This window comes from Gracilibacillus sp. JCM 18966 (genome assembly GCF_055392695.1).
Genome location: NZ_AP043883.1, coordinates 2322013 through 2346907 on the forward strand (window position 1 = coordinate 2322013; position 24895 = coordinate 2346907).

General features: G+C 35.8%; 21 protein-coding genes. 18 read left to right on the forward strand and 3 right to left on the reverse strand.

Annotated elements, in window-relative coordinates; translation table 11 throughout:
- Positions 1–77 precede the first annotated feature (77 nt).
- Together ACZ5N5_RS11080 and ACZ5N5_RS11085 are read left to right on the forward strand one after the other, a co-directional pair.
- The gene (locus ACZ5N5_RS11080; protein WP_054787369.1) at positions 78–1466 is read left to right on the forward strand and encodes an ABC transporter substrate-binding protein; all 1389 of its coding nucleotides are present in this window, start codon (positions 78–80) and stop codon (positions 1464–1466) included.
- A 326-nt stretch (positions 1467–1792) separates the two neighbouring features.
- On the forward strand, positions 1793–4774 hold the full coding sequence (locus ACZ5N5_RS11085; RefSeq protein ID WP_464372493.1) for an extracellular solute-binding protein: 2982 nt from the start codon (positions 1793–1795) through the stop codon (positions 4772–4774).
- 124 nt (positions 4775–4898) lie between these two features.
- Here the strand turns inward: ACZ5N5_RS11085 and ACZ5N5_RS11090 are convergent, their stop codons facing one another.
- Positions 4899–6137, reverse strand: a complete 1239-nt coding sequence (locus ACZ5N5_RS11090) for an IS256 family transposase (protein ID WP_464372494.1) — start codon at positions 6135–6137, stop codon at positions 4899–4901.
- A 52-nt stretch (positions 6138–6189) separates the two neighbouring features.
- Between ACZ5N5_RS11090 and ACZ5N5_RS11095 the strand changes: the two genes are divergently transcribed.
- The 8 genes from ACZ5N5_RS11095 (at position 6190) to ACZ5N5_RS11130 (ending at position 15092) form a co-directional block, all read left to right on the forward strand.
- The gene (locus tag ACZ5N5_RS11095; RefSeq protein WP_464372495.1) at positions 6190–7110 is read left to right on the forward strand and encodes a carbohydrate ABC transporter permease; all 921 of its coding nucleotides are present in this window, start codon (positions 6190–6192) and stop codon (positions 7108–7110) included.
- Between the two features lie 3 nt (positions 7111–7113).
- Positions 7114–7977: a carbohydrate ABC transporter permease gene (locus tag ACZ5N5_RS11100; RefSeq protein ID WP_464372496.1), complete on the forward strand. Its 864-nt coding sequence runs from the start codon at positions 7114–7116 to the stop codon at positions 7975–7977.
- A 12-nt stretch (positions 7978–7989) separates the two neighbouring features.
- Positions 7990–9462 carry a hypothetical protein gene (locus ACZ5N5_RS11105; protein WP_464372497.1) on the forward strand — a complete coding sequence of 491 codons (1473 nt, stop codon included), beginning with the start codon at positions 7990–7992 and terminating at the stop codon, positions 9460–9462.
- Entirely contained in the window at positions 9459–10073 is a 615-nt protein-coding gene (locus ACZ5N5_RS11110; RefSeq protein ID WP_464372498.1) for a Yip1 family protein, read from the forward strand. The genes ACZ5N5_RS11105 and ACZ5N5_RS11110 overlap by 4 nt, the downstream gene beginning before the upstream one ends.
- A 14-nt stretch (positions 10074–10087) precedes the next feature.
- Positions 10088–12418, forward strand: coding sequence for a DUF5696 domain-containing protein (locus tag ACZ5N5_RS11115; RefSeq protein WP_464372499.1), 2331 nt, complete (start codon positions 10088–10090; stop codon positions 12416–12418).
- A gap of 2 nt (positions 12419–12420) precedes the next feature.
- The gene (locus ACZ5N5_RS11120; protein WP_464372500.1) at positions 12421–13275 is read left to right on the forward strand and encodes a carbohydrate ABC transporter permease; all 855 of its coding nucleotides are present in this window, start codon (positions 12421–12423) and stop codon (positions 13273–13275) included.
- 16 nt (positions 13276–13291) lie between these two features.
- Positions 13292–14269 (forward strand): carbohydrate ABC transporter permease, encoded by a 978-nt coding sequence (locus tag ACZ5N5_RS11125; protein ID WP_464372501.1) that lies wholly within the window; start codon positions 13292–13294, stop codon positions 14267–14269.
- 226 nt (positions 14270–14495) lie between these two features.
- Positions 14496–15092, forward strand: a complete 597-nt coding sequence (locus ACZ5N5_RS11130) for a YesL family protein (RefSeq protein WP_464372502.1) — start codon at positions 14496–14498, stop codon at positions 15090–15092.
- 88 nt (positions 15093–15180) lie between these two features.
- Here ACZ5N5_RS11130 and ACZ5N5_RS11135 read toward each other — a convergent pair whose 3' ends face one another.
- Positions 15181–15729, reverse strand: a complete 549-nt coding sequence (locus ACZ5N5_RS11135) for a beta-class carbonic anhydrase (protein WP_464373779.1) — start codon at positions 15727–15729, stop codon at positions 15181–15183.
- A gap of 175 nt (positions 15730–15904) precedes the next feature.
- On the opposite strand from ACZ5N5_RS11135, the gene ACZ5N5_RS11140 reads away from it, so the two are divergent.
- From ACZ5N5_RS11140 to ACZ5N5_RS11155, 4 genes are all read left to right on the forward strand, one after another.
- On the forward strand, positions 15905–17869 hold the full coding sequence (locus ACZ5N5_RS11140) for a S8 family peptidase (protein ID WP_464372503.1): 1965 nt from the start codon (positions 15905–15907) through the stop codon (positions 17867–17869).
- Between the two features lie 163 nt (positions 17870–18032).
- The gene (locus ACZ5N5_RS11145) at positions 18033–18854 is read left to right on the forward strand and encodes a S1C family serine protease (protein ID WP_109985543.1); all 822 of its coding nucleotides are present in this window, start codon (positions 18033–18035) and stop codon (positions 18852–18854) included.
- Between the two features lie 273 nt (positions 18855–19127).
- Positions 19128–19859 (forward strand): RNA polymerase sigma-I factor, encoded by a 732-nt coding sequence (gene sigI, locus ACZ5N5_RS11150; RefSeq protein ID WP_277678138.1) that lies wholly within the window; start codon positions 19128–19130, stop codon positions 19857–19859.
- Entirely contained in the window at positions 19856–20962 is a 1107-nt protein-coding gene (locus tag ACZ5N5_RS11155) for an anti-sigma-I factor RsgI family protein (RefSeq protein ID WP_464372504.1), read from the forward strand. Before sigI ends, ACZ5N5_RS11155 begins: the two co-directional genes overlap by 4 nt.
- Before the next feature lie 466 nt (positions 20963–21428).
- On the opposite strand, the gene ACZ5N5_RS11160 is transcribed toward ACZ5N5_RS11155, so the two are convergent.
- On the reverse strand, positions 21429–21659 hold the full coding sequence (locus tag ACZ5N5_RS11160) for a YhdB family protein (protein WP_054788515.1): 231 nt from the start codon (positions 21657–21659) through the stop codon (positions 21429–21431).
- Positions 21660–22021: 362 nt separating this feature from the next.
- Here ACZ5N5_RS11160 and ACZ5N5_RS11165 point away from each other — a divergent pair, with 362 nt between their 5' ends.
- The 4 genes from ACZ5N5_RS11165 (at position 22022) to ACZ5N5_RS11180 (ending at position 24888) form a co-directional block, all read left to right on the forward strand.
- The gene (locus ACZ5N5_RS11165) at positions 22022–22690 is read left to right on the forward strand and encodes a YhcN/YlaJ family sporulation lipoprotein (RefSeq protein ID WP_109985540.1); all 669 of its coding nucleotides are present in this window, start codon (positions 22022–22024) and stop codon (positions 22688–22690) included.
- Positions 22691–22832: 142 nt separating this feature from the next.
- On the forward strand, positions 22833–23471 hold the full coding sequence (locus tag ACZ5N5_RS11170) for a class I SAM-dependent methyltransferase (RefSeq protein ID WP_054788514.1): 639 nt from the start codon (positions 22833–22835) through the stop codon (positions 23469–23471).
- Between the two features lie 16 nt (positions 23472–23487).
- The gene (locus ACZ5N5_RS11175) at positions 23488–23955 is read left to right on the forward strand and encodes an S-ribosylhomocysteine lyase (RefSeq protein ID WP_054861363.1); all 468 of its coding nucleotides are present in this window, start codon (positions 23488–23490) and stop codon (positions 23953–23955) included.
- A gap of 12 nt (positions 23956–23967) precedes the next feature.
- Positions 23968–24888 carry a PLP-dependent cysteine synthase family protein gene (locus ACZ5N5_RS11180; RefSeq protein ID WP_109985539.1) on the forward strand — a complete coding sequence of 307 codons (921 nt, stop codon included), beginning with the start codon at positions 23968–23970 and terminating at the stop codon, positions 24886–24888.
- Positions 24889–24895 lie beyond the last annotated feature (7 nt).

A 24895-nucleotide genomic window follows, 5' to 3' on the forward strand; every position in this document is an offset into this window, starting at 1 on the left:
TTTCTTTGAAAGGAGTGATGTATCTTGAATGAATAGTAAAACGCTTTCATATAATAATTTTAGGGAGGATCATTTAGATGGAAACAAAAATCAAAGTAATATTTCTATTTTCTATTTTGTTTATGATTTTATTAGCTGGCTGTAACATTAATTCTGGCGCAGATACAAAAGAACCGACAGCAGCAGATACTGATAATGAGGTAGGTGAAGAAGGTAAAGAAGGTGAATCAGGCGAAATAGAGTATACATATGACTCTAGTGTTTCAGGTGAAATAACTTTTTGGTCTTGGGATGCTATGTTTGAAGATATAATCAAGGAATTTAACAAAGTATATCCCAATGTAAAAGTGGAATTAGTCAATATGGAATTAGGTGAATTACACGATAATTTACAAACTACCATTAATGCAGGAGAAGGAGCACCAGACGTTGCTCATATGGAACAATTTCAAATAGCTAGATTTCAATCAGAGGGCTTGCTGGTAGATGTTTCTCAGCCTCCTTATAATGCTGACAGATTCCAGGACCTGTTTTCAGATTACAATTGGACCCGCTGGCAATCTTACGATGAAACACGACAATTGGCATTGCCGTGGGATATTGTGCCAGGAGTGTTTTATTATAGAACAGATATATACGAACAAATGGGATTTCCAACAGATCCTGAAGAACTAGGAGAATTCCTACAAGATCCGGAGAATGTTCTAACAGTAGCACAGACATTATCTGCAAACGGTATTTACATGTATGAATGGAGAGATTCCCCAGCTATTCAATATGGTGATTCTGTTGGCTATTTCGATAGGGAATACAATTATTTACGTAATGATGATAGGATGGCTGAACTTTTAGATATTGTAAAGCAAGGAGTTCAATTAAATTGGGCACCACAAATGTCCATTCTATACAGTGATGAAGGAAAACAATTAGTTAATCAAGGAAAGGTAGCATCATTTCCAGCGGGGAATAATGCAGCACGTGCCCTCGAAGATATTTTCCCTGATCAGTCAGGAAAATGGAGTGTTACCCGAATGCCTCTAGGGATTAATGTCGGACTAGGTGGATCAACGTTTGTTATTCCTGAACAAAGTGAGAATAAAGAAGCTGCATGGGCATTTATAGAATATATTACTTTAGCAGAAGAGGCTTGGAAAATATATGTAGAAAAAGCGGTACAACCAGGTGTAAGTCACATTACTAGTCTGCCATGGTTCCAGGAGCATACTAATGAATACTTAGGGGGAATTCAAGACTATAAATTCTATGACACACTCGATGAAGCAATTCCAGTTCGTAAATTTTCTCCATTAGAAGGAGCAGCATGGCCACTTTACATTGATAAAATAAATGAAGCTATTGATAAGAACATTGACTCAAAAACAATTTTGCAACAAATCGAGGATAATACACTAAAACAGCTAGGTCCTGAAATAGAAAAACAGTTAGAGGAAATGAATATGAACTAAAGTATATAGGGCTAAGTTATAACTAAAGTTGGAAAGAGAGAATCCGAACAATCTTCTGACTGAGTGCTGTCAAAATGCGTAGATTCCTGTAGCAACAGCACGAGCTGAAGATTCTCCTTAAAAAGTTAGCAGACTGCCGTACTCATTGTAAAGGAAACACTGCGAAAGTTTACTTGAGAAATTTTGACTTATGCTCTATAGGTAAAAGCAAGTATTTTGACAGTGCGGTTAGAGTTCACAAATATTAACGTTCGGATCTTTCTTCCTTAGCTAACCATTTGTCCCAGCCACTTGATTTGTACTTGAAGATAGGAGGGATGACCAAATTGTTAAAGATATTCCATAGATATTTAGTCAGTATTATTGTTTTTGCCGTACTCATTACATTTGTTGTTATATGGAATAACAATCGGGGATATGATGACACAGTTATGGCCGGAATACCAGAATATAACGAGGATGAACTTCAGTCTATCTTGGAAGATGAAAACATTCAAAATAAATTAGAACCATCTTTTTTTGAATACTATGAAACCCATAATAGTAATGGGGCAGAGGATACTAAAGGATTTAATTTAAATATTCCTTCGATAGAATATACACAGATAAGTGAAGTAAACGCAACTGTTTTAGAAGATGTAGGTGGAAAATCAAATGAAGTAGTTGCATTAATGGAAGAAAATAGTTGGGTGGAATACACGATTGAAGTACCGGAATCTGGTTATTACCAAATAGGAATGAGCTACTACCCATTAGAAGGAAAACGATCCTCTGTGATAAGGAGTATTCAAATAGATGGAGAATATCCATTTTTTGAGGCGAAGAAATTAACCTTTCAACGAATGTGGAAAGAAGATGAAGAAACTTGGTTTGATAATCAAGGGAATGAATTTAATCCTGCTAGAGTAGAAGTGCAAGGATGGCAATACAAAGAAATAAGAGATTCTGAATCAAAAGTAGCTGAACCACTAAGGTTTTATTTAACTAAAGGCAAGCATACGCTTCGCATCAATGCAATTCGAGAACCTGCTGCTATTGGAGAAATAAAGATCTTTTCACCAATAGTGTTGCCAACTTATGAAGAAGTAGTACGAGACTATAAGAAAATGGGATACAAGGAAACAGAAGGAATCCAAGTCAAGATTCAAGCGGAAGAATCTATCCTTAGATCTGATCCTACACTGAAACGAGTGGAGGACCGTGAAGCAATAACCGAACCATTTAATCCAGATGTTATCACACTAAATACATTCGGTGGTCAAGGATGGAGAACAGGTGGACAATGGGCAGAATGGGAATTCGAGGTTCCTGAAAGCGGTTTATATAATATCGGGATGCGCTACGGACAATGGTATTTAAATGGAGTCCCAACTCAAAGAAAAATCACGATTGATGGGGAGTTACTATTTAAAGAAATGAATGCAGTGACTTACCAATATAAACAGAATTTCGATATGAAGAGATTAGGAACAGGTGATGGTGAGTATTTATTTTATTTGGAAAAGGGTAAGCATACGATTCGAATGGAGGTGCAAGTAGGCGCATTAGGTAAATTGCTTGATACTGTCCGTTTAACAACTAACAAACTATCGCTAATAAGTCGAGAGGTAATCAGAGTTACAGGGACTGAGCCCGACCCTAATGTTGATTGGAATTTAGAAGAAAGCATTCCAAACCTAGTCCCTCGTCTTCATGCAATGGCGAGGAATTTGGATAATGTGATCCAAGCATTGTATGACTTTGGGGTGGATGAAGGTAGCTCAGACATTAACACCTTATATGAAGCAAGGGATACGTTTATCAGTATGGCAGAAGATACTTCCAGCATTCCTGGGCAATTTGAAACAATTAATAATTTGCAATCTAATTTAGGACTTTGGATGAATGGATTAAGTTCGCAGAGCTTATTACTTGATTATATTTTAATCCAGTCGCCAGATGTTCCGTGGCAACGTGCAACAGCAAAATGGCATGAAAAATCGAAGATAGCTGCATATGATTTAGTCAGCTCTTTTACAAAGGATTACAGTGGAATTGGAAATGTCTACGAAGGTGAAGATGTGTTAGACGTGTGGGTCGCACGGGGTAGAGATTGGGTAGATATTATTAAACAAATGATTGATGAAGAATTTACACCTGAAACAGGTATTAAAGTAAATGTAAATACAGTTCCTGCAGGGAAAATGGAGGTTCTGTTATTAGCAAATACTGCAGGTCTTGCACCAGATGTTGCACTTGGGGTTGAAGGGGAAATGCCGATTGATTTTGCAGTAAGAAATGCACTGGTTAACTTAAACGAATTCTCCGACTATAAGGAGGTAGCATCGCGATTTAGACCAGGTGCATTAATACCATATAAGTATAATAGTGGAGATTTTGCATTACCAGAGAATCAGAATTTTAATATGCTTTTTTATCGCTTAGACATCATGGAAGAACTAGGTATTTCAGAGGACGAAATACCAGAAACATGGGATGAGGTTATGGAAATTATTCCACTATTGCAACAAAATGGAATGGATTTTTATTATCCGCATGCACCTAATGATACGACTCAAGCAATTAACGAATTTGCGCCTTTTTTATTCCAGCACGGTGGAGATTTATATGATGAGGCAGGGATGAAATCTGCATTAGATACACCTGAGGCATTAGAAGCAATGGAAATGTGGACAGAACTGTTTACCAATTACAAGATTGAAAAACAAGCTGATTTTTATAATCGTTTTAGATCAGGGGAAATGCCTATCGGTGTTGCAGATTATTCCACTTATATTCTTCTTTCAACCGCAGCACCAGAATTAACTGGTTGGTGGAAGATGGTACCTATGCCAGGTATTAGACAAGGAGACGGACAAATAAACCGTTCTACTGGTGGTCTTGGTCAAACAGGAATTATTTTCAAAGACACAAATATGAAAGAGGAATCCTGGGAATTTTTAAAATGGTGGACTAGTGCTGATTCCCAAGAGAGATTTGGCTCTGAGTTAGAGGCACTACTTGGTGTTGAGGCTAGGTGGAATACTGCGAATGTTGAAGCATTGGAGAGGCTGCCTTGGAATGAAGACGATTTAAATGCAATCCTAGAGCAATGGGAATGGTTTAGGGAGCGAGAAGTGGTAATTGGAGGTTACTTTACAACAAGACATATAGCGAACATGTGGAATGAAATAGTACTAAATGGAAAACTGCCGAGAGAAGCAGTTGAAGAAGGTGTTAAAGAAATTAATAAGGAACTCCGTAAAAAGCGTGAAGAGTTTGGTTTAGATGTAGATGAAGGAACTGAGGACGGAGGAGGCGGTGAATAATTATGAATACACTTAAAGATGCATCGATCTTTAATGAATCAGTGCGTCCAACTCCTAAAGGGAAATGGGCACTGTTATGGTTTAATTTAAAAAGAAATAGGGCTTGTCAAGAAAAGTGTGTAAGTTATTCTAAATACTTCAGCACACGTTCATTAAGGTGATCATGAATTAACAGCTGATTCATGACCATTGCCCATTGTTGAATATGGCCGCCTTCCCATTTATTTTCAAGTTCTTTGGTTCGTAAATATAATACTTTTAGAAGGGCGTTCTCGTTTGGGAATGCTCCTTTTTTTGTCACTTTTCTAAAGCTGGAATGTATACTTTCTACGGCATTCGTAGTGTACATAATTTTGCGTATCGCACTTCCATAATCAAATAATTGTTCCACATGGGAGAAGTTTCGTTTCCAAACGTCAACTGCTCCAGGATAGGTAGCCCATTGTTGTTGAAAGGTTTCAAATGCACTATGACATGCTTTAAGGCTTGGTGCTGCGTAAACCTTTTTTAATGCAGCAGTAAAAGCTTTATAGTCTTTACTTGGAACATACTTAATCGAATTTCTAATGAGATGAACCATACAGCGTTGTACGACAACTTGTGGGAAAATGGCACGAGCTCCATCTTCTAATCCACTTACTCCATCCATAGAAATAAAGAAAATATCTTCTACACCACGAGCTTTTATTTCATCAAAGATTTGCATCCATTTATGCTTACTTTCCGTTTCATTTAACCATAAACCAAGAATGTCTTTCTTTCCTTCCATGGTATAGCCTAACATGGTATAAACAGCGTATTTCTTGGTTTCGTAGTCGTTACGTACGGTCGTATAAAGACAATCTACGAACACAAAAGGATAACAGTTGCTTAAAGGACGACTTTGCCACTCTTCTAAATCAGGAAGCACTGTATCCGTAATATCGGATATCATTTCATGAGACACGGAGAATCCATAGATATCTTCAATCGTGGATGAAATATCTCGCTGAGACATTCCTCTTGCATACATGGAGATGACTTTATCCTCGATGGCAGAAACATCTCTTTTACGCTTGGGAATGAGGTGTGGTTCAAATGAACCGTCACGATCACGAGGTACAGCAATATCCACTTCGCCAGCAGTCGTTTTGACTGTCTTTTTTCCGTACCCGTTCCGTCTATTGTTTGTTTCCTTTTCTCCTTTATCATTGGATTCATAGCCCAAATGATGATTCATTTCACCTTTTAACATCGATTCAAACATCGGTCCGAATATGTCCTTTAATGCATGTTGCATATCTTCTACAGACTTTGGTTGATACTGTTCAATAATCTTGTTAGCTAATTCTACGGAGTTAGGATCTCTTTTGGGTTTGCCCATTTAAAACACTCCTTTAGCTTTATAGTTATTATTCTACCAAATAAAAAACTGTGTGAGTAAGAAACCGTACGCATTTCTTACTTACACAGTTAATATTACACTCCCAAGAAATAAGATTTCCTATCTGTTGCTTTCTCCATTCCTGCTTTTTTTTACTTTTTTCACCATCATTCCAATTATTGTTTCTGTAGCACTTAGTTTTTCTTATTACAATATTGTAGAAGCTCCAGAATTTATTGGTCTATCAAACTACAAATTATTGTTTGTTGATGATGATATTTTCCTGAAATCCGTAGGTATTACGCTGAAATTTGCGTTTATCACTGGACCATTAGGTTATATAATCTCTTTTTTCCTAGCATGGTTAATTAGTCAAATTCCGCAAAAGTACCGATTTTTTTATACCCTTTGTTTTTATACACCATCGATTACAAGTGCTGTTGCAATGTCGGTTGTTTGGTTGTATTTATTTGCTGGGGATCGTAAAGGTTTATTCAACCACTGGTTAATTGAATTAGGGATCCTAGATGAACCATACCTATTTCTGCAAAATGTTGAATCAATCGTTCCAGTAATAATCATTGTATCACTGTGGATGAGTATGGGGACTGGATTCTTAGCTTTTTTAGCAGGTTTGCAAAATGTCCCAACAGTATTGTATGAGGCAGGTAAAATTGATGGAGTCAAGTATCGATGGCAAGAATTAATTTACATCACACTACCATCTGTCAAACCACAATTATTATTTGGGGCAGTATTACAGGTAGTGTTTTCCTTACAAGTATTCGATGTAAGTATGCAACTTGTTGGTATGCCTAGTCCACTATATGCAGGACATACGATACTTGCACATTTGCATGATTATGCGTTTATTCGTTTTGAGATGGGTTATGCATCAGCAATTGCGGTAATTCTATTTCTATTAATGCTAGGGTTAAATAGGCTAGTATTTAAAGTGTTAGGGAGGGATTAAGTCATGAGTCGTGGAATAGTGAAAAAGAAATTTGATTGGGGCGGTTTGTTTCTGTATGTTTTCTTAACCGTTGGCGGATTGTTGATGTTGGCACCACTAGTTTATATGGCCTCAACAGCAGTCAAGCCGATAAGTGAACTATTTTTATTTCCACCTAGGTTTTTTCCGATAAACCCTACACTCGTTAATTTTCGTGATTTGCTTTTGGTTACAGGTACTTCTGTTGTACCCTTTTCGCGATATATATTTAACAGCGTTGTTGTTACAGGGTCTATTGTTGGTTTAGGAGTGCTCATATCTGCTATGGCTGCTTACCCATTGGCAAAACATAATATGCCATTTAAGAAAACTATTTTTAATTTAATTGTTACAGCTATCATGTTTTCTCCGATGGTGCTACAAATACCTCAATATTTAATGATTAGTAAATCAGGGTTAATGAATACTTATTTTGCCATGATTTTACCTTACCTCGCAGCACCTATCGGTATCTTTTTAATGATCCAATTCCTGAAGCAAATTCCGGATTCATTAATCGAGTCAGCAAGAATAGATGGTGCCTCGGAAATGCGTATATTATTTACTATTATTATACCTTTGTTAAAGCCTGCTCTAGCGACATTTGCTTTATTAAGTTTTATTCAAGCTTGGAATGATCCCTATGCTTCCATGATGTATACCACGAAAGAAGAATTGAAGACGCTTCCATTAGCCATTCAGACGATTCAAGGTGGTGCTGGAGTAATTGCTCGTGTTGGCACATTTGCCGCAGCAAGTTTTCTTATGATTGTTCCAACTATCATTGTGTTTATTATTACACAGAAAATGGTCCTACAAACAATGGCACATTCGGGGCTAAAGGAATAGGAGGGATATTAGTTGAGAAAATTGTTTAAGAGACTAAGTGTACTCTTCATTACAATTATAATCCTATTAACTCCAATACGAGTGCTAGCTGAAACACCTTATGAAGGTTATATATGGAGTAATGCGGGAAGAGATATTGAGTCCATTAATGGCTATTTGTATGAGGAATCAATTGATGGCGCATATCTTTCTACAGGCGCATTCAATGGTCCGGAAGATATCTTTATTACAGAGGATGACTCGATATATGTTGTTGATACTGGAAATAATCGTATAGTACATCTAAATGAAAACTTTGAAGTTATTAATACGATAGGTGATACGGAAGGACCCGGAATGTTAAATGGACCTAAAGGAGTTTATGTAAAAGAAGAAGATGGTACTATTTACGTAGCAGATACAAAAAATCAAAGAATTGTTATTTTTGATAAAGATGGAAACTTTCTAAGGGAGATGAAGGCACCGGAAAGTCCTTTATTAGGAAAGAACTTTACCTACTCCCCTTCAAAGTTAGTGGTAGATAAACGAGATTATCTCTTTGTTGTGAGTGAAGGGAATACGAAAGGCTTAATGCAAATTGATCCAGAGGGTGAATTTAAGGGATTCTTTGGTGCAAATGATGTAGGTTTTAGTTTGAAAAGATTAATTGTACAATTGATAGCCACTGAAGATCAAGAGGCGAAGTTAGAGTCCGTTCAACCCCTTGCTTTTTCTAATCTTGATCTTGATAAAGACGGATTTATATACACGACAACACTTGGAACAAATGAAAATCAAATAAAACGATTATCCCCTGTAGGTGTTGACACTTTAAATAGTGAAGTAAATAAATATGGCGATTTGGAAAATTATGGTGCATATATTGAAAATACTGCTTTTATCGATTTATCTGTAAATGACCATGGTTTAATTACAGCGATAAACTTACAAACAAGTAGGATTTATCAATATGATAGATTAGGTAATTTATTATTTATATTTGGTGGTTTAGGGGACCAAAATGGTGTATTCACAACGCCTTCTAGTATTGAGCAGAATTCCAAGGGCGAAGTATTTGTAGTAGATAAAGGTCGTAATCGGGTGGATGTTTTTCGAACAACTCCTTTTGCTAATTTAGTTCATGAAGCATCAGAATTGTATGTACAGGGTAGATATGAAGAAGCTCGAGAAATATGGGAGCAGGTTATAAAGTTGAACGGTAATTATGATATTGCCTATCAAGCCATTGGCAAAGCACTTTACCGAAATGAGCAATATAAAGAAGCTATGGAATATTTTAAATTAGCTAATTCTCGCTCCGATTACTCAGAGGCATTCAGGGAATATAGAGTTGAATTTACAAGAGAAAACTTTGCTTGGATTTTTTTTGGAGTTATACTCCTTTTCCTTTTCTTTAAAATTGGAGTTCCTTTATTGAGAAAAAGCATATTCAGAAAAAATATAGTAAAAAAGTCGGCTAATAGAAGGGGAGGGAAGGTAATTTGAGTACTTTTCAGATGATGCAACAGATAATGATGCATCCTATAGACTTTTTTCGAGACTTGCAGCATCCCGAACGTGTAAGATGGATGGATGGGTTATTACTCCTTTTTTTAGCTTATATCGTTAGAATGGCCTCCCTTCTATTAATTGGGTACCACTTTGAGTCAAGAGAGCCATATGAAATTTCATACCTTCATGAGTTCATTTGGTTATTTATTCCTTTGTTAACATGGTGTGTGTCTAATTGGAGTGTTAGTACGATATTGGATGGTGAAGGAAAATTTAAAGAAATACTAGTTGGTACTTGTTATTGTCTCGTACCATACATCATTTTTAGTATTCCTCTTTCGTTAATTACTAATATCATTGCATTGAATGAAAGCTTTCTATATGTATCAACGGCAAATCTAATTTATATATGGGTTGGCTGGCTAATCCTTTGCAAAATGAAAATATTACATGATTTTGAGCTTGGTAAACTAATATGGATTACGTTCATAACGATATTAGGAGTATTGATTATATGGTTTATCGGGATTCTTTTGTTTGGTTTAATGAGTCAGTTTATCAATTTTTTCTTTGACATATTGAAAGAATTAAGATTTCGCATGTAGGAGGTGGCTATAAAATGAACTTATCATCACACCAACCATTAATAAAGCTTCTGATTATCGTGTTAATATTTAGTGTCCTTCCATTAACTAGCTCTGCAGAAGAAACGAAAGAGAATGAAATCGATCAAACAAACGAAGTAATAGAAAACGTAACCGAAAATTCTGAGACTAATAGTAATAATGAGCAATCTCCAACAAACGAAGGAGCTCCGCCACTTATGGAGGAAAGTGGTGAACTATTCCCAGTTACAGCGACAGAAAAAGTTGCAGAGAATGAAATGTTTGAAATGTATATAGATAGAGAAAACGGAAACATGAGAATTAAAAACAAACAAACAGAGAAGGAGTGGCTTGGTGCACCTCAAGTGGATAAAAACACGCTACCGAATAATAAAGCCTATATGGATTCACCAATTCATATAACTTATACAGATGGGGCTAGTATTTCTAGTACTTATACATTAAAAGACTCGAGTAATCAGCAAGATATAGAATTAATAGACGAAGGAGTAAGAGTCACATTTAATGTGTCTGAATTAAAAATGTCTTTTATAATCGAATACCGACTTACAGAGAATGGATTTGAAGTTAACATACCATTTGATTCAATAAAGGAAGAAGGTTCTGTGAGACTCGTTAGTTTATCCGTATTACCATATTTCCATTCAGCAAAAGAGTCAGATAACGGTGCTGTATTAATACCGGATGGATCCGGTGCGTTAATGCAATTTAAGGAAACACATCCAGTCTATTTTAGTGGTTATTCGCAGCCTGTATACGGCCCTGATCATGCATTTGCTGATGAGATAGGTGAAGTTTTGGCAGATGACTGGCGACGTGCAGATCCACCAATGGAAAAAATAGCACTGCCGGTATTTGGTCTTTACAAAAACAAATCTGCATTTTTAGGAATTATTACAGAAGGTGAAGGAGCAGCGAAAGTTAATGTAACCCCAGCTGGAATTCGTAATATACCTTTATATAATACAGGTGTTGAATTTGTATATCGTAAGCAAGATATTTCATTTATCGGTTCATCTGGACAGATTCCTTTGTTTCAAGCTAGTAAAATTGAAGGAGAACGAAAAGTAAAGTATGTATTATTAGAGGATGAAAAAGCGGATTATGTAGGAATGGCTCATGCTTATCGCGATTATTTAACCGAAAATGTTGGTCTTAAGGAGCAAAGCGATGAAAATATCCCTTTACATGTAGAGATTCTCGGGGGAATTAAAAGAGATGAAATACTAGGCTCTACATTCATTGAGATGACGACATTTGAACAAGTAAGATCGATAATTGATGACTATAAGAATAAGGGAATTAAACATCTGGAAATTACTCTAAATGGCTGGGGCAAAGATGGTTTGTATGGCAATCAACCAAAGCATTTCCCTATCGAAGGAAAACTTGGCGGTAAAAAAGAGTTGGAAAAATTAATAAAATATGCTAACAAAAAAGGAGTTTCACTGTACTTACAAACGAATTATGTAAGACCTTTTCAAAAAAGTGATGGATTTAATATTCGCAGGGATACAATAAGAGGAATAAATCGAGAAGTAATGACTAGTCCAAACTGGTTTGTATCAAGCAGGTACAGCAACTCAGACGAATTCTTCAACTTATTGAAGCCGGATAAGGCATTGGAGTATATAAAAAAAGAGATGGACGATTTCAGCGATCTGAATATAACAGGTGTACATTTGGAATATCTTGGGGAAATGTTGTACTCAGATCAAGATTCAAATCATTTTGTCAGTCGTGATCAATCTACAAAGGTGTGGAAAGATTCTTTAGAAACACTAGGTCAAAAAGTAGATAAAATTAGTGTTGATTATGGCTTAGCATATACTTTAGGAAAAATAGATGTCATTAAGAATATTCCTTTAGATTCTAGCCATTTTGTTTTTGCTGATAGGTCAATACCATTCTATCAAATAGCAATTCACGGATTAATACCTTATACTGCAGAACCATCAAATCTAAGAGATGATCAGAAATATCAATTTTTAAAAGCTTTAGAATATGGTGCATTACCAAGCTTTGAATTAACCTATGCACCTTCAAGTGATTTACAAAGAACAATGGAGGATCGGTTATTCAGTTCAGAATTTGATTATTGGTTTGAAGAATCAATAGAAGAATATGAAAAATATGCTGATATTTATGAGGGCATATACAATCAAGCTATTGTAAATCATGAGCAATTAGATCAAGAGCTCTTCAGGACTACTTATGCTAACGGTAATCAAGTAATTGTTAATTATGGTCGTGAAGTGGTGAAGCTAGATGGAGTGGACATAAAAGGTAACAGTTATGCTTTAGTGAAAGGGGAGAATAATTAAGTATGAAATTATCAATGAAAGCAAGAAACGTACTTGAAGGATATTCATTTGTATCTATATGGATTATCGGATTCTTCCTTTTTATGGCAGTTCCTTTAGGTCGTTCACTCTTTTACTCATTTAATGAAATGAATCCATCCAAAGGAGGACTTAAGGCATCATTTATTGGTCTAAACAATTTTAGAGAAGCTTTTACAACAGATATCCACTTCTTGCCTTTATTATTGGAAACACTTACAAGTATGGTAACACAAGTGCCACTCATTTTAATTTTTGCGATTGTTAGTGCCTTATTATTGAGTCGTAATATGGTAGGAAAAACTTTTTTTAGAGGAATATTTTTCCTTCCAGTAATTATTGCCTCTGGAGCAGCACTTCGAAAATTACTAGAGCAGGGTGCTGCTAATTTACCAATCTTTTATGATTATGATTTATATCGTGTTCTCAACAATTTTATTCCAGAAGATATTCTGGATGTACTATTAAAATATGCAGACTCTTTAACACTTGTAATGTGGGATTCTGGTGTACAAATTCTCATATTTCTTGCGGGATTACAAACGATACCAAGATCATTATATGAAGCGGCCACTATCGATGGTGCAACAAGCTGGGAACTTTTTTGGAAAATTACATTCCCAATGCTTATGCCAATGATTCTAGTCAATACATTGTACAGTATAGTAAATTCCTTTACGAAGCCTGATAATGTCTTGATGAATCATTTGTTACATGTTGTTTTTGTTTCAAACGATTACGGATATGGTTCAGCTATCGGTTGGTTGTACTTTATTACCATTTTTATCGTACTTGGTATTGTTTTACTTATCTTTAGAAAGTCAATGAGAGAATTATGAAAGGAGGTTAAATTTTATGAATTTACCGCTTATTCAGTCTATTCAAAAACAAAAGAAGAAATATCATAGTGCAATCTATCTGGCGAGACGAGTGAAATTAGTCTTAGGTAAAGTTTTTCATTATGCGATGTTATTTTGCTTATCCTTCGTATTTGTATATCCATTATTATATATGATTTCAGAATCGTTAATGCGATCTCAAGATGTTGCAGATGCAACGATACAATGGATCCCAAAAGTATTTACTTTGGAGAATTATGCGATAGCATTTAATGCGATTAACTACTGGAATGGACTGTTAAATAGTGTCTTAATTTCATTTGGTAGTGCTCTATTTCAAATTATAAGCTGTTCCTTTATAGGGTATGGATTTGCTCGATATAAATTTCCTGGAAAGGGTCTCTGGATGGCATTATTAATTTTTACATTTCTGGTGCCTCCACATACGATTGTTGTTCCACTTTACACCTTTTTTAGTGATTTAGGATGGATAAATACTTTGTACCCATTTATATTCCCATCATTATTTGGGTTTGGTTTAAAGGGAGCATTATTTGTGTTGATTTTTATCCAATTCTATCGAGGTTTACCGAATGTATTGGTGGAAGCTGCAAGAATAGACGGTGCAGGACCTTATCGAATATATTGGAGGATTATGTTCCCTTTAGCGAAACCAGCAATGTTAGTTGTTTTTCTGTTCTCGGTTGTGTGGAATTGGAATGATGTTTTTCAACCAAATATGTACTTGCTAGTACCTGACTTTTTTAATCTTGCTCAAAACCTAGCCACTTTTAATGGAAGTGCAAATCAGGAGGGGTTAGCTCAGGTCTCCAATCAAATTACAGCTAGTGATGCACTAGGACTTGCACCTACGAAAATAAATCAGATAATGGCAGCAGTCATGCTGACTATTCTGCCAATAATGATACTTTATCTGTTTGTTCAACGATCCTTTGTAGAAAGTATTGAACGATCTGGAATCACTGGGGAATAATTCTTGTTTTTAGGAAGGCCTTCTGAAGAAAGCATAGAGGAAACGCATCTCTATGCTTCTTACCATAAGGTGTGGATGGCTTTAACAAGTTTAGGGTGGAGCTAGAAGATGGAAAGATATTACTTATCCAAATATTAAATATCACTGTAGGTGGCATACAATCTTTAAGCGAAAATAAATTTCTTAGGTGTGAAATTATAATAAATGATAAAGATAGGTGAAAAAGATGAAGATAGTAAACAGTCAATGGTATGGAGCCTTAGAACTTCTTTCTAATTTGTTAATTTTAAATTTCCTATGGTTGATCTCCTGTCTTCCAGTGATAACGATATTTCCTGCAACAACAGCAATGTATAGCGTTATCCGTAGGTGGAAGAGAAATGGAGAAACGAAGGTTCTGTCTGTATATTTTCATTTTTTGAGACGTCATTTCAAACAAGGTATTTTCATTGGAGCTCTATGGGGAATATTCTTAATTGTGTTTTATTTAGATTTCCAACTTTTTTTACAAATCGAGTCAAACATGATTATATTAATACCCCTGTGTTTTATGGGCCTTATTTTTCTATTTACTTCCTTGTTTTTATTTCCTATAATGTCACATTATCGAATGAACTGGAAGGCAACGATTAAAAATTCTTTTATCATGTCATTTGCTTATCTGCCTACTACGTTGCTAAATTTATTAATTATGGTTTTACTTACGGTAATATTACTCTACATTCCGATCACTATAGTGTTAGTGTTTGGTATTGGGTCTTACTTGAATTTATCTCTTTGCTACAGAGTGTTTCAAAAAGTCGATGCATTACAAAATGTATAAAAATCGTAAGTTAATTCAGATACCTTAAAGCATAAATTTCATTACTATTAATATAGCGCCGCCTAGATAACTAGGCGTATGCTTTTCATTAATATCCTTTTTTCACTAAATCAAGTTTACCTGTGGCTGGGTCGATTACTAGACCATGTACTGGTACATCCTCTGGCAATAATGGATGGTTTTCAATAATTTCAACCGATTTCTTGACAGATGCCGCTGGATCCTCAAAGCCAACTAACCATTCATTTGGATCTACTTTTAGTTGATCAATGGCCGATTGTTCAATTCCTCTATCCTTCGTTAATTCAAGAAAAGCATCTGAATCGAAGTTCGTCATACCACAGCCGTGGTGAGCAATGACAAATACTTCGTCTGCTTGAAGTGCATGAATGGCCACTAATATACTTTTCATTGTACTATCATAAGGATCATCTAAAATTGCCCCAGCATTTTTGACCATTTTGACATCACCATTTTTTAGGTTTAATGCTTTTGGTAAAAGTTCAACGAGTCTCGTATCCATGCAAGTAAATACAACGGCACGCTTATTCGGAAACTTGTCTGTAGCGTAAGCCTCATATTTTTTGTCTACTACAAACTTCTCGTTGAATGAAAGAATTTCATCTAATAACATGATGTCCATCTCCTTTTTTCTATACATAAATATCATAATACAATTTTCGGCAGGTTTCAAACCTGTTTCTTATCGTCAAACTATTACTCTATGAAAATTGACGAATTGTCTATTAAACTTTAATATTAAAAGAGATATTCGTAGGCAAACGATCCTGCACAGAAGAGGAGAGGAAATTTTGAAACATGTAAATTGGTATAGAATGGTCGTAGTGTCCGTTTTCGCTTTCGCTTTCTTTCATTTATTTATACCTATGACGAGTGCACAAACAGAAGAAGAAATGATCGATATTATTGTTACATATAATGATGGTGTACCTAATAATAAAGAACTATCAAAAAACTATCATGTGGAGAAATATGAAAATGAGCGTAACCTCCATAATTTATCGATGAAAATAGTCACAGTGCCAACTACAGAAATGGAAAAATTTAAAAAAGACCCAAATGTAAAGTCTGTTTCCATCAATCAAAATTATACGATAGATATTGCGGAAGAAAATCCTCAAGCTACGATAAATGAGACAAACTTAGAAATGATTGGGGCAGATGATGCGCATAGGCATAAGCTTACTGGTGATAATGTGAAAATCGCTATACTAGATACAGGCTTTGCTAAGCATGACGATTATCAAATAAAAGAGGGCTTTTCAGCCATTAACGAGAATGAGGAAGAGAATAGTAACACAGAGGAATATGATGTTGATTACGAGGGACACGGCACACATGTGGCAGGAATTATCGGGTCAAGTACTTATGGAGTAGCACCAGATGCAGATCTTTATGGTGCAAAAGTATTTGAATACGATGAAACAAAAGGAAAAATAAAAGGTAACTCGATTGATTTAATTCAAGCGATTAGTTGGGCGATTGAAAAAGAGGTTGATATTATCAATATGAGCTTAGGAACACCAACAGAGGATGAAGCTGTTCATGAGGCGATAGTAAAAGCTTATGAGGAAGGAATCCTACTAGTTGCTGCAAGTGGAAATAATGGTGGAGCTGTAGAGTATCCTGCTGCCTTTGAAGAGGTGATTGCAGTTTCAGCAGTGGAAAGTGATCAAAGTATTGCAAGCTTTTCTGCAACAGGTTCAGAAAATGAACTAACAGCACCTGGGGTTAATATTACTAGTTTGTCTACGGAAAATAGCTATACCCAAAACAGTGGTACTTCCCAAGCAACACCACATGTAACTGGAATCCTTGCGATTCTGAAACAAAAATTGCCTAATCATTCGGCAACTGAATTAAGAGAATTAGCACAAAATCTCGCCAATGACTTAGGGCCACAAGGTCGTGATTCTGAATACGGTTTTGGACTTGTACATTACTCTGATAAACCACCAGTGATTGCATATGAGGGGGAAAAGGATACGTTAACAATATCAGTTGGCGAGCCCTTTGATTTTCCTGAGATAACGGCAACAGATGATTTTGATGAAACGGTTCCGGTTGAGAATCTACTAACAAACAATGCGACAGGGGAAGAAATTAAGTGGGAGGAATTCTCCAAATCCCCAGCTATAGGAGAATATACACTTCAAGCAACTGCTGTTGATTCTGTGAAAAATACGGATCGACTTGTCCTAAATATTATCGTCAAACAAGATACGGAGGCTCCGATGATCACTGGCGTGGAGGAGGACCAGAAAACCCTCGCTTACGGAGATAAATTCACTTTTCCAGAGGTACAAGCAGTAGATAATATAGATGAAAATGTTGAGTTATTATTAACCATTAAAAATAGTGATGGAGAAACAATAGATAAGAATGCCTTTTCCACCAAAAAACCAGGAGAATACCAATTCCTTTATCAAGCAACAGACGATAAAGATAATTTCTCTGAGCATCTAATAAAGGTAACTATTCTGCCGGAAGAAATGAAGGAAGACATTCAAACAAAAGAACCAATAGTAAACAATAAAGAAGAGGAATCAGCAAATGCAGAACCTACTTCCAACCAGCCTGAAAATGACGCTGACGTTGTAAAAAGTGAAAGAGAACGAAATATTGCAGACAATAAAGAGAGCCAAATGAACGAATTACCAGACACCTCCAGCTTCTTTGGTAATTTTATTTTAGCAGGACTCGCCCTTCTCTTGGTTGGGTTGGTTCTCATACGAAGGAAGAAAAGAACTCTGTAAATGAATAACAAAAGTATAGAAACGAATCCGGTCGAATTATCGATCGGATTTTTCTGTATTAAACATTTAATAAAGAAGCATTTACCAAAAATCCTAATTCCCACTATTCCTGTGAAAAGTGTTATAATCTATTCTAAGTATGTTGTGTAAGGTGGGTGATGTAATGCGAAATTCGGATGACAAGGAATGGGATATCATAGATGAGGATTTGTATGAAGAACTGAGTGCCGAAGAAATGCTCGAATTATTAGAAGAAGAACGACGACAATTATTAGAAAAAGAAGAGCAAAACGAAAAAAAGAAAAGAACACTTCATATTCCAAAATGGGCATTAATGTCTATTGTTATCGCCATGTTTATCCAGGTTATCGCTATTTTTCCACAGACCTTCTCCATACCCGCCATTGATTTTATTAGAACCTCCACTATATTAATGCAAGACGACCAAGTGAACCAATATCGCGAAGCAGTTGTTGTTATCGAAGGAGAAAACAACAAGGGAACAGGTTTTGCTATTTCTGAAAATGGGTATATCTTAACGAATTATCATGTCATAGAATCACAGCCGACTATAACTGTAGCTTTTGAAAAACAAGGGCTTTATCATGCAGAAGTAGTCAAGGCTTTACCAGAAATAGATATTGCTTTATTGAAAATAGACGGGGAGAAGCTACCATTTCTTCGTTTAGCGGATAAAGTGACAGAAAAAGATTATCAGAATGTCTTATTTATCGGAAATCCACTACGTTTTAATGGAATTGCCAATAAGGGCCAAATTATTGGGACAACACAACTAACAGATTGGAATACCCCTGTGTATATGTTAAATGCCCCTGTGTATAGAGGAAATAGTGGTAGTCCAGTATTAAACCAAGCAGGAGAAGTAATAGGTGTCGTATTCGCAACGATAAATCACGAACAGTATAGTAAAGTAGGTCTAGCAATTCCAATAGAAGAAATTAACAACCAATTACCGGTTAGGTAGGTAAATTTTCATAAAGATATCGAGTGTTTTACCGCAACGTGACTTTTATACTAGGTTTTGAAAATGAAATTTAATGATTTGTAATGAAAGCATGGTAGCACTGTAACTTTGTTATCAATTAAACTAGAACAGTGTAAAGTTTTTATTAAAAGTTGGTGAATGAAAATTGTTACAATATAAACAACTAGATAACATTCTCAAAAATATTATGGATAATACAGCCAAAAATAATATAAATATAGCGAAAATTATAAATGCTGGTGGTGATCTACAATGCTAGAGAACCAGTTAGCAAATGAAATAACATTAGAAGATCAGATCGAAATGATACAAAGAGGTGATGAGCAGCTAAAGAATGATATAATTAAAGCATATCAGCCTTTTATCGCGAAATGTGTATCCGAAGTATGTAAAAGGTATATTGAACAATCGAGTGATGATGAATTCAGTATCGGTATGATTGCCTTCCATGATGCTATGAATATGTATTCAAGAGAAAAAGGAACGTCTTTTCTCGCTTTTTCGCAGGTGATTATTAAGCGAAAAGTAATTGATTATATAAGAAAAGAAAAAAGGCAGTATATTGTTCCATCCCTTGAAAACATGGAGGAAACAGAATTTAATCAGACACCTCAAGAGATTAAAGAAGCAACACGTATTCATCAATTAAAGATGGATGCATGGAACCGACAACAGGAAATACTAGAATTAACGAGGCAATTAAAAGCATATAAAATAACGTTTCAAGAATTAACGCTTATTTCACCGAAACACCAGGATGCAAGGGAATCAGCAATGTTTGCTGCGAATATTCTAGCGAAAAACGAAGCCTTAAGGGAATATGTATTGACTAAGAAAAGGGTTCCAATAAAAAAATTACTAAAGGAAGTTCCAGTAAGTAAGAAAACACTAGAAAGAAACAGAAAATATATTCTGACTATTTTTATCATCTTAACTGGTGATTTCGTTTACTTGAGAGAATACCTTGAGGGGGTAGATCCGTGAAAAAAGGTATTATTGTGGAACATAAAAAAAGGTATTCCATTGTCATGGACAGGCAAGGATTGTTCCACAAGGTTAGGCCATTACAAAAGGAAGAAATTGGGATGGAGATCCAATTTAAATCTAAATCCTACATATGGGATCATATATTGCCACTATTTAGAGGAGTACCGTTCAAAATCGCTACAATGGCCATTATATGTGTTTTACTTTTAAGTCCTATATATTTATGGGTTTCGAAGGAAGACGTATACGCAGTAGTAAGCATTGATATTAATCCAAGTATCAATGTGTCGATTGACCAAAACTTTCAAGTTTTGAAATTAGAGGCGCTAAATGAAGATGCAGAGCAGGTTGTTAGTCAAATTAATTGGCAAAACAAATCATTTTTTATAGTATCTGAAAAAATTATTGAATTATCCCAAAATACTTTTGAACTTTCCAATGATTCTCCTGTTTTAATGGCGATTAGTTATCTTCATCAAAAAAATGAGAAGAATATGATGGATGAACTTAATCAGTATTATGGGGAGAATCAACATGAGATGGCGATATATGAGGTAAAGGAAGCAATTAGAAACGAGGCTCAAAAAGAACAAAAGTCAATGAATGAGGTTGCGGCACAGGAACTAGAGAAAGAGGCAACGGCTATTTCGACATCTTCGGTAGAGGAGAATGAGGAGTCACTTCCTGATTTGGATGAAGAAGAAGAAGAACTTATTCATAATTTTTACCAAGATCATCTAGAGGAAGACGAAGACGATAGCGATCCTGTACCTGTTGAAAGCGAAAAAAGTAAAGAAACAAACGATTCTGTTGCCACTCTGTTACCTCCACAAGCTAATGATCAAGCAAGGGAAAATAACGCAATAAAGGGGCAAAACTCCCAGAAGCCTGGTCTTGCAATGAGCCAAAACAAAGTTAAAGATACAATAAACGAACGAATACCTGAGCATGCGAAGGAAAAAAGCCGTGTGAACCAAAACAATAGCTATACTAAACAGATCAGTCAAAGTAAAGACAACCATAAGAAGCAAAAAGCTAATCAAAAGAAACAAGAAAGTCGACCAAATGTCAACAAGAAGAAACAAGAAAAAAAAATTTAATTCCAAAGCTAATCATAATGCAAAGAATGGAAAATCAAACGCTGCTCCTAATTCGAGAAGGGCATATCCATAATCTTTATTTGTTCCATAACCGTTCAGATTGTGAATGGTTTTCAGTCATGTCATCATAATTTAATTTTATATGTATGAGAAATAGAAAGTGACCAAATTAGTGGCCACTTTCTTTTAATTACAGCGTAAAGCGTCCGTAATCCTCCTTAAAAATGGAGAAGCTCAAGGAAGTTAAGGAGGAAACGGTCGCTAAACATCCTGGTAAGTTTCGCTAACCATCAAGGGGGAAAAATCACCCCCTTGATGGAAGTCTCACTTTACCACAGCGTAAAGCGTCCGTAATCCTCCTTAAAAATGGAGAAGCTCAAGGAAGTTAAGGAGGAAACGGTCGCTAAACATCCTGGTAAGTTTCGCTAACCATCAAGGGGGAAAAATCACCCCCTTGATGGAAGTCTCACTTTACCGTCATTTGGCTTAGTAAGGCATGATCTATATAGTGTAACAATTCTTCATGTGTCATCGATAACCATTCCCTTGAAATAGGGTAATGATAGGCGTGGAGAAATTGTTCAATTTTTTTTGCAAGTAAATCATCATTTGTTCGAACCATTAAGACTAACAAATCGTCCCAATGCCCCCATAAAGTAAAGTATAAAGCTTTGTCATAGTCTATATTTTGCACCATTCATTCCCCTTTCTTACCTTTTTATTTCATCTAGTGGAGGGGATTCTTCGTTTTATCATTTCCATACCGCCCAATAATCCAAAATTAAGAGTTAATATAGGCGATAATTATTCATGTGAATTTTTGCTAACCAACAGTAGAGGATGAATGGAAGAAAAACACCTCATCGTCGTGATCATGGCAGGTCCGACATGCCCAAACCGTTGGAAAGTCTCGCTTTATACATAGTATGCACGACTTCTAGGTTGTGAAACCATCAGTTTTTATGGTGGATTTTCCAAGATTTTTATATGGAATACAAGGATAAACCTTTATTTTTCAACAAATAATAATGATAATTCTGATGAAAAGGAGGGAATGTCATGAATTGGAAAAGAACTGCTCTAGCCATCACATGTGCTACGACAATTTCTTTAGCAGCTTGTGGTAATAATGATTACGGACAAGGTAATAATGATGTAAATAATAATACTAGGCCAATTGGATATAATCAGACCTCTGATGATCCAATGAACGATAGAGATATAAACAGAGGTCATGGACCAAATGATCAATATCAAAACCAAGAAGGTCGAGATCCAGGTAGCTTTATGAATAATCAAAACCCTGGCTATAATGGTAATAATGGGACGAATAACAATAACCAAAATACTAATCAAGAGTCCGACAATTATGAAGTCGCAGAAAAAGCACAGGATCGTATTAAGGAAGAACTTCCAGAAATTAATCGCGTATATGTATTAACGACTGAAAACAATGCTTATGTTGCTGCATCTTGGAACAAAGATGGAAATGATACAAGTGAAACAGGGAACGAAATTAGTGATAAGGTCCGAAAACAGATTACCGATATTGTGAAATCTGTTAATAAAGATATCGATAATGTGTATGTTACTACAAATCCAGACTTCTTCGATTTAGCTGATCGTTATGCACAAGATTTAGATGCTGGCGAGCCAGTGGAAGGCTTTTTTAATCGAATTGGAAATATGTTAAATCGAGTTTTTCCTGAGCAAGAAGAAGCTTCCTAATTATTTATATATAAGGACAGGTACCGAACATGGATACCTGTTCTTTTTTTGCATATTCTACTTATTTATGATATAGTGGTAACAATTCCGATAAAACAGAGTAAAATAGTATGAATTAAATAATATTGACGGAGGGTTTAAAGTGGGGAGAGAATTTTTGGATGTATTTGAAGAATGGGCGTCTTCCTATGATGATGCAGTGACTGGAAATGACCCTCAATATAGAGATGTATTCGAAGGATATGATACAATACTAAATGAAGTGGCAAAGCTCACGGTAGGGAATGTATTAGAATTTGGGGTTGGGACAGGGAACCTTTCGGCAAAGCTCATCGCAAAAGGCCACACCGTGTTTGGCATTGAGCCTTCAGATCCAATGAGAGAGCTTGCTCAAAAGAAATTTCCACAATTAGATATTAAAGACGGAGATTTTCTTCAATATCATAAACCAGCTGTTGAAATCAATACGATTGTGAGTACCTATGCCTTTCATCATTTAACAGATGAAGAAAAGAATAAGGCAATCACACAGTTCTATGAAATACTGGCAGACAATGGTCGTATAGTATTTGCTGATACGGTATATAAGAATCAAGCAGCGAAGCAAAAACTTCATCAGGAAGCAGAAGCAAATGAATATACGGACTTATTACATGATTTACAAACAGAATATTATCCTTTTCTTCAAGATTTAAAGGTCCTATTTACACAAAATGGATTTCAATTTGAGGCAAAGCAGTGTAACAAATATGTTTGGTTAATTATGGCAAGAAAACAATGAAAAAGGAGTGTTTAACTTGGTTAAAAAAATGAATGTAGAAAGCTTTAATCTAGATCATACAAAAGTAAAGGCGCCATATGTGAGACTTGTCGGAGTCACTACCGGTCAAAATGGTGATAAAGTGTACAAATATGATATTCGTTTCCGTCAACCAAATAAAGATCACATGGAAATGGCAGGACTACACTCTATTGAGCATTTAATGGCTGAGAATATACGTAACCATATTGATAATGTATTAGATATTAGTCCAATGGGATGTCAAACAGGATTTTATTTATCTATTCTTAACAATGATAACTTTGATGATGTAGTTGATGCATTAGAAAAAACATTACATGATGTGCTAAATGCTACAGAAGTTCCAGCATGTAATGAAGTTCAATGTGGTTGGGCTGCTAATCATAGCCTAGAAGGTGCGAAGGACATCGCCAAAAAAATGTTAGAAGGTAAAGATGAATGGCATATTGTTTTTGCTGAATAAGAGGGATTAACGTTGACACTTTATAGGAATATACAGCAATTGATTGGAAACACACCATTATTAGAAATCACCAACTTTGATCTCCCAGATGATGTGAGACTTTTTGCGAAATTAGAGTTTTTTAACCCTGGTGGTAGCATAAAAGATCGATTAGGCTTGTATTTGATAAATCAAGCTATTAGATCTGGGGAATTAAAGCAAGGTGGAACGATTATTGAACCGACCGCTGGTAATACAGGTATTGGTATTGCTTTAGCTGCTGTAAATAAAGGTTTTCACATTATATTTTGTGTACCTGAGCATTTTAGCCAAGAAAAACAATTGCTTATGCGAGCTTTAGGGGCAGAAATTGTGCATACACCTAAAGCAAAGGGTATGCAAGGTGCAATCGAGAAAACGAATCAACTATTAAAGGAGATTCCGAATAGTTATACTGTTCAGCAATTTGCTAATCCAGCGAACCCAGACACTTATTACAAATCAATCGCACCAGAAATTTATCAAGAGTTAGATGGGAATATTTCCGTTTTTGTAGCCGGCGCAGGTACTGGTGGAACTTTTATGGGTTCTGCGCGATATTTTAAGGACAAAGACCCTAATATTAAGACCGTAATTGTTGAGCCTGAAGGATCAGTTATTGCTAACGGGAAGCCAGGCCCCCACAAAACGGAAGGGATAGGGATGGAATTCCTCCCCGAATATATGGATCGTTCTTATTTTGATCAAATTTATACTATAAATGATGATGATGCATTTAAAATGGTAAAGAAGCTGGCGTTGAAGGAAGGGTTGCTTGTAGGTAGCTCCTCTGGTTCAGCAATGTGTGCAGCATTAACAGAAGCTCAAAACGCGAGAAAAGGCAGTAATATTGTCACCATTTTCCCAGATAGTAGTGAACGTTATCTAAGTAAAGAGATCTATTCATTTGATTGAGGTGGAG

Coding starts and splice junctions, on each gene's coding strand:
- ACZ5N5_RS11145 (WP_109985543.1), top strand. CDS start 18,033: ATGCGAAATTCGGATGACAAGGAATGGGATATCATAGATGAGGATTTG.
- ACZ5N5_RS11120 (WP_464372500.1), top strand. CDS start 12,421: ATGAAATTATCAATGAAAGCAAGAAACGTACTTGAAGGATATTCATTT.
- ACZ5N5_RS11090 (WP_464372494.1), bottom strand. CDS start 6,137: ATGGGCAAACCCAAAAGAGATCCTAACTCCGTAGAATTAGCTAACAAG.
- ACZ5N5_RS11080 (WP_054787369.1), top strand. CDS start 78: ATGGAAACAAAAATCAAAGTAATATTTCTATTTTCTATTTTGTTTATG.
- ACZ5N5_RS11165 (WP_109985540.1), top strand. CDS start 22,022: ATGAATTGGAAAAGAACTGCTCTAGCCATCACATGTGCTACGACAATT.
- ACZ5N5_RS11160 (WP_054788515.1), bottom strand. CDS start 21,659: ATGGTGCAAAATATAGACTATGACAAAGCTTTATACTTTACTTTATGG.
- ACZ5N5_RS11125 (WP_464372501.1), top strand. CDS start 13,292: ATGAATTTACCGCTTATTCAGTCTATTCAAAAACAAAAGAAGAAATAT.
- sigI (WP_277678138.1), top strand. CDS start 19,128: ATGCTAGAGAACCAGTTAGCAAATGAAATAACATTAGAAGATCAGATC.
- ACZ5N5_RS11115 (WP_464372499.1), top strand. CDS start 10,088: ATGAACTTATCATCACACCAACCATTAATAAAGCTTCTGATTATCGTG.
- ACZ5N5_RS11130 (WP_464372502.1), top strand. CDS start 14,496: ATGAAGATAGTAAACAGTCAATGGTATGGAGCCTTAGAACTTCTTTCT.
- ACZ5N5_RS11100 (WP_464372496.1), top strand. CDS start 7,114: ATGAGTCGTGGAATAGTGAAAAAGAAATTTGATTGGGGCGGTTTGTTT.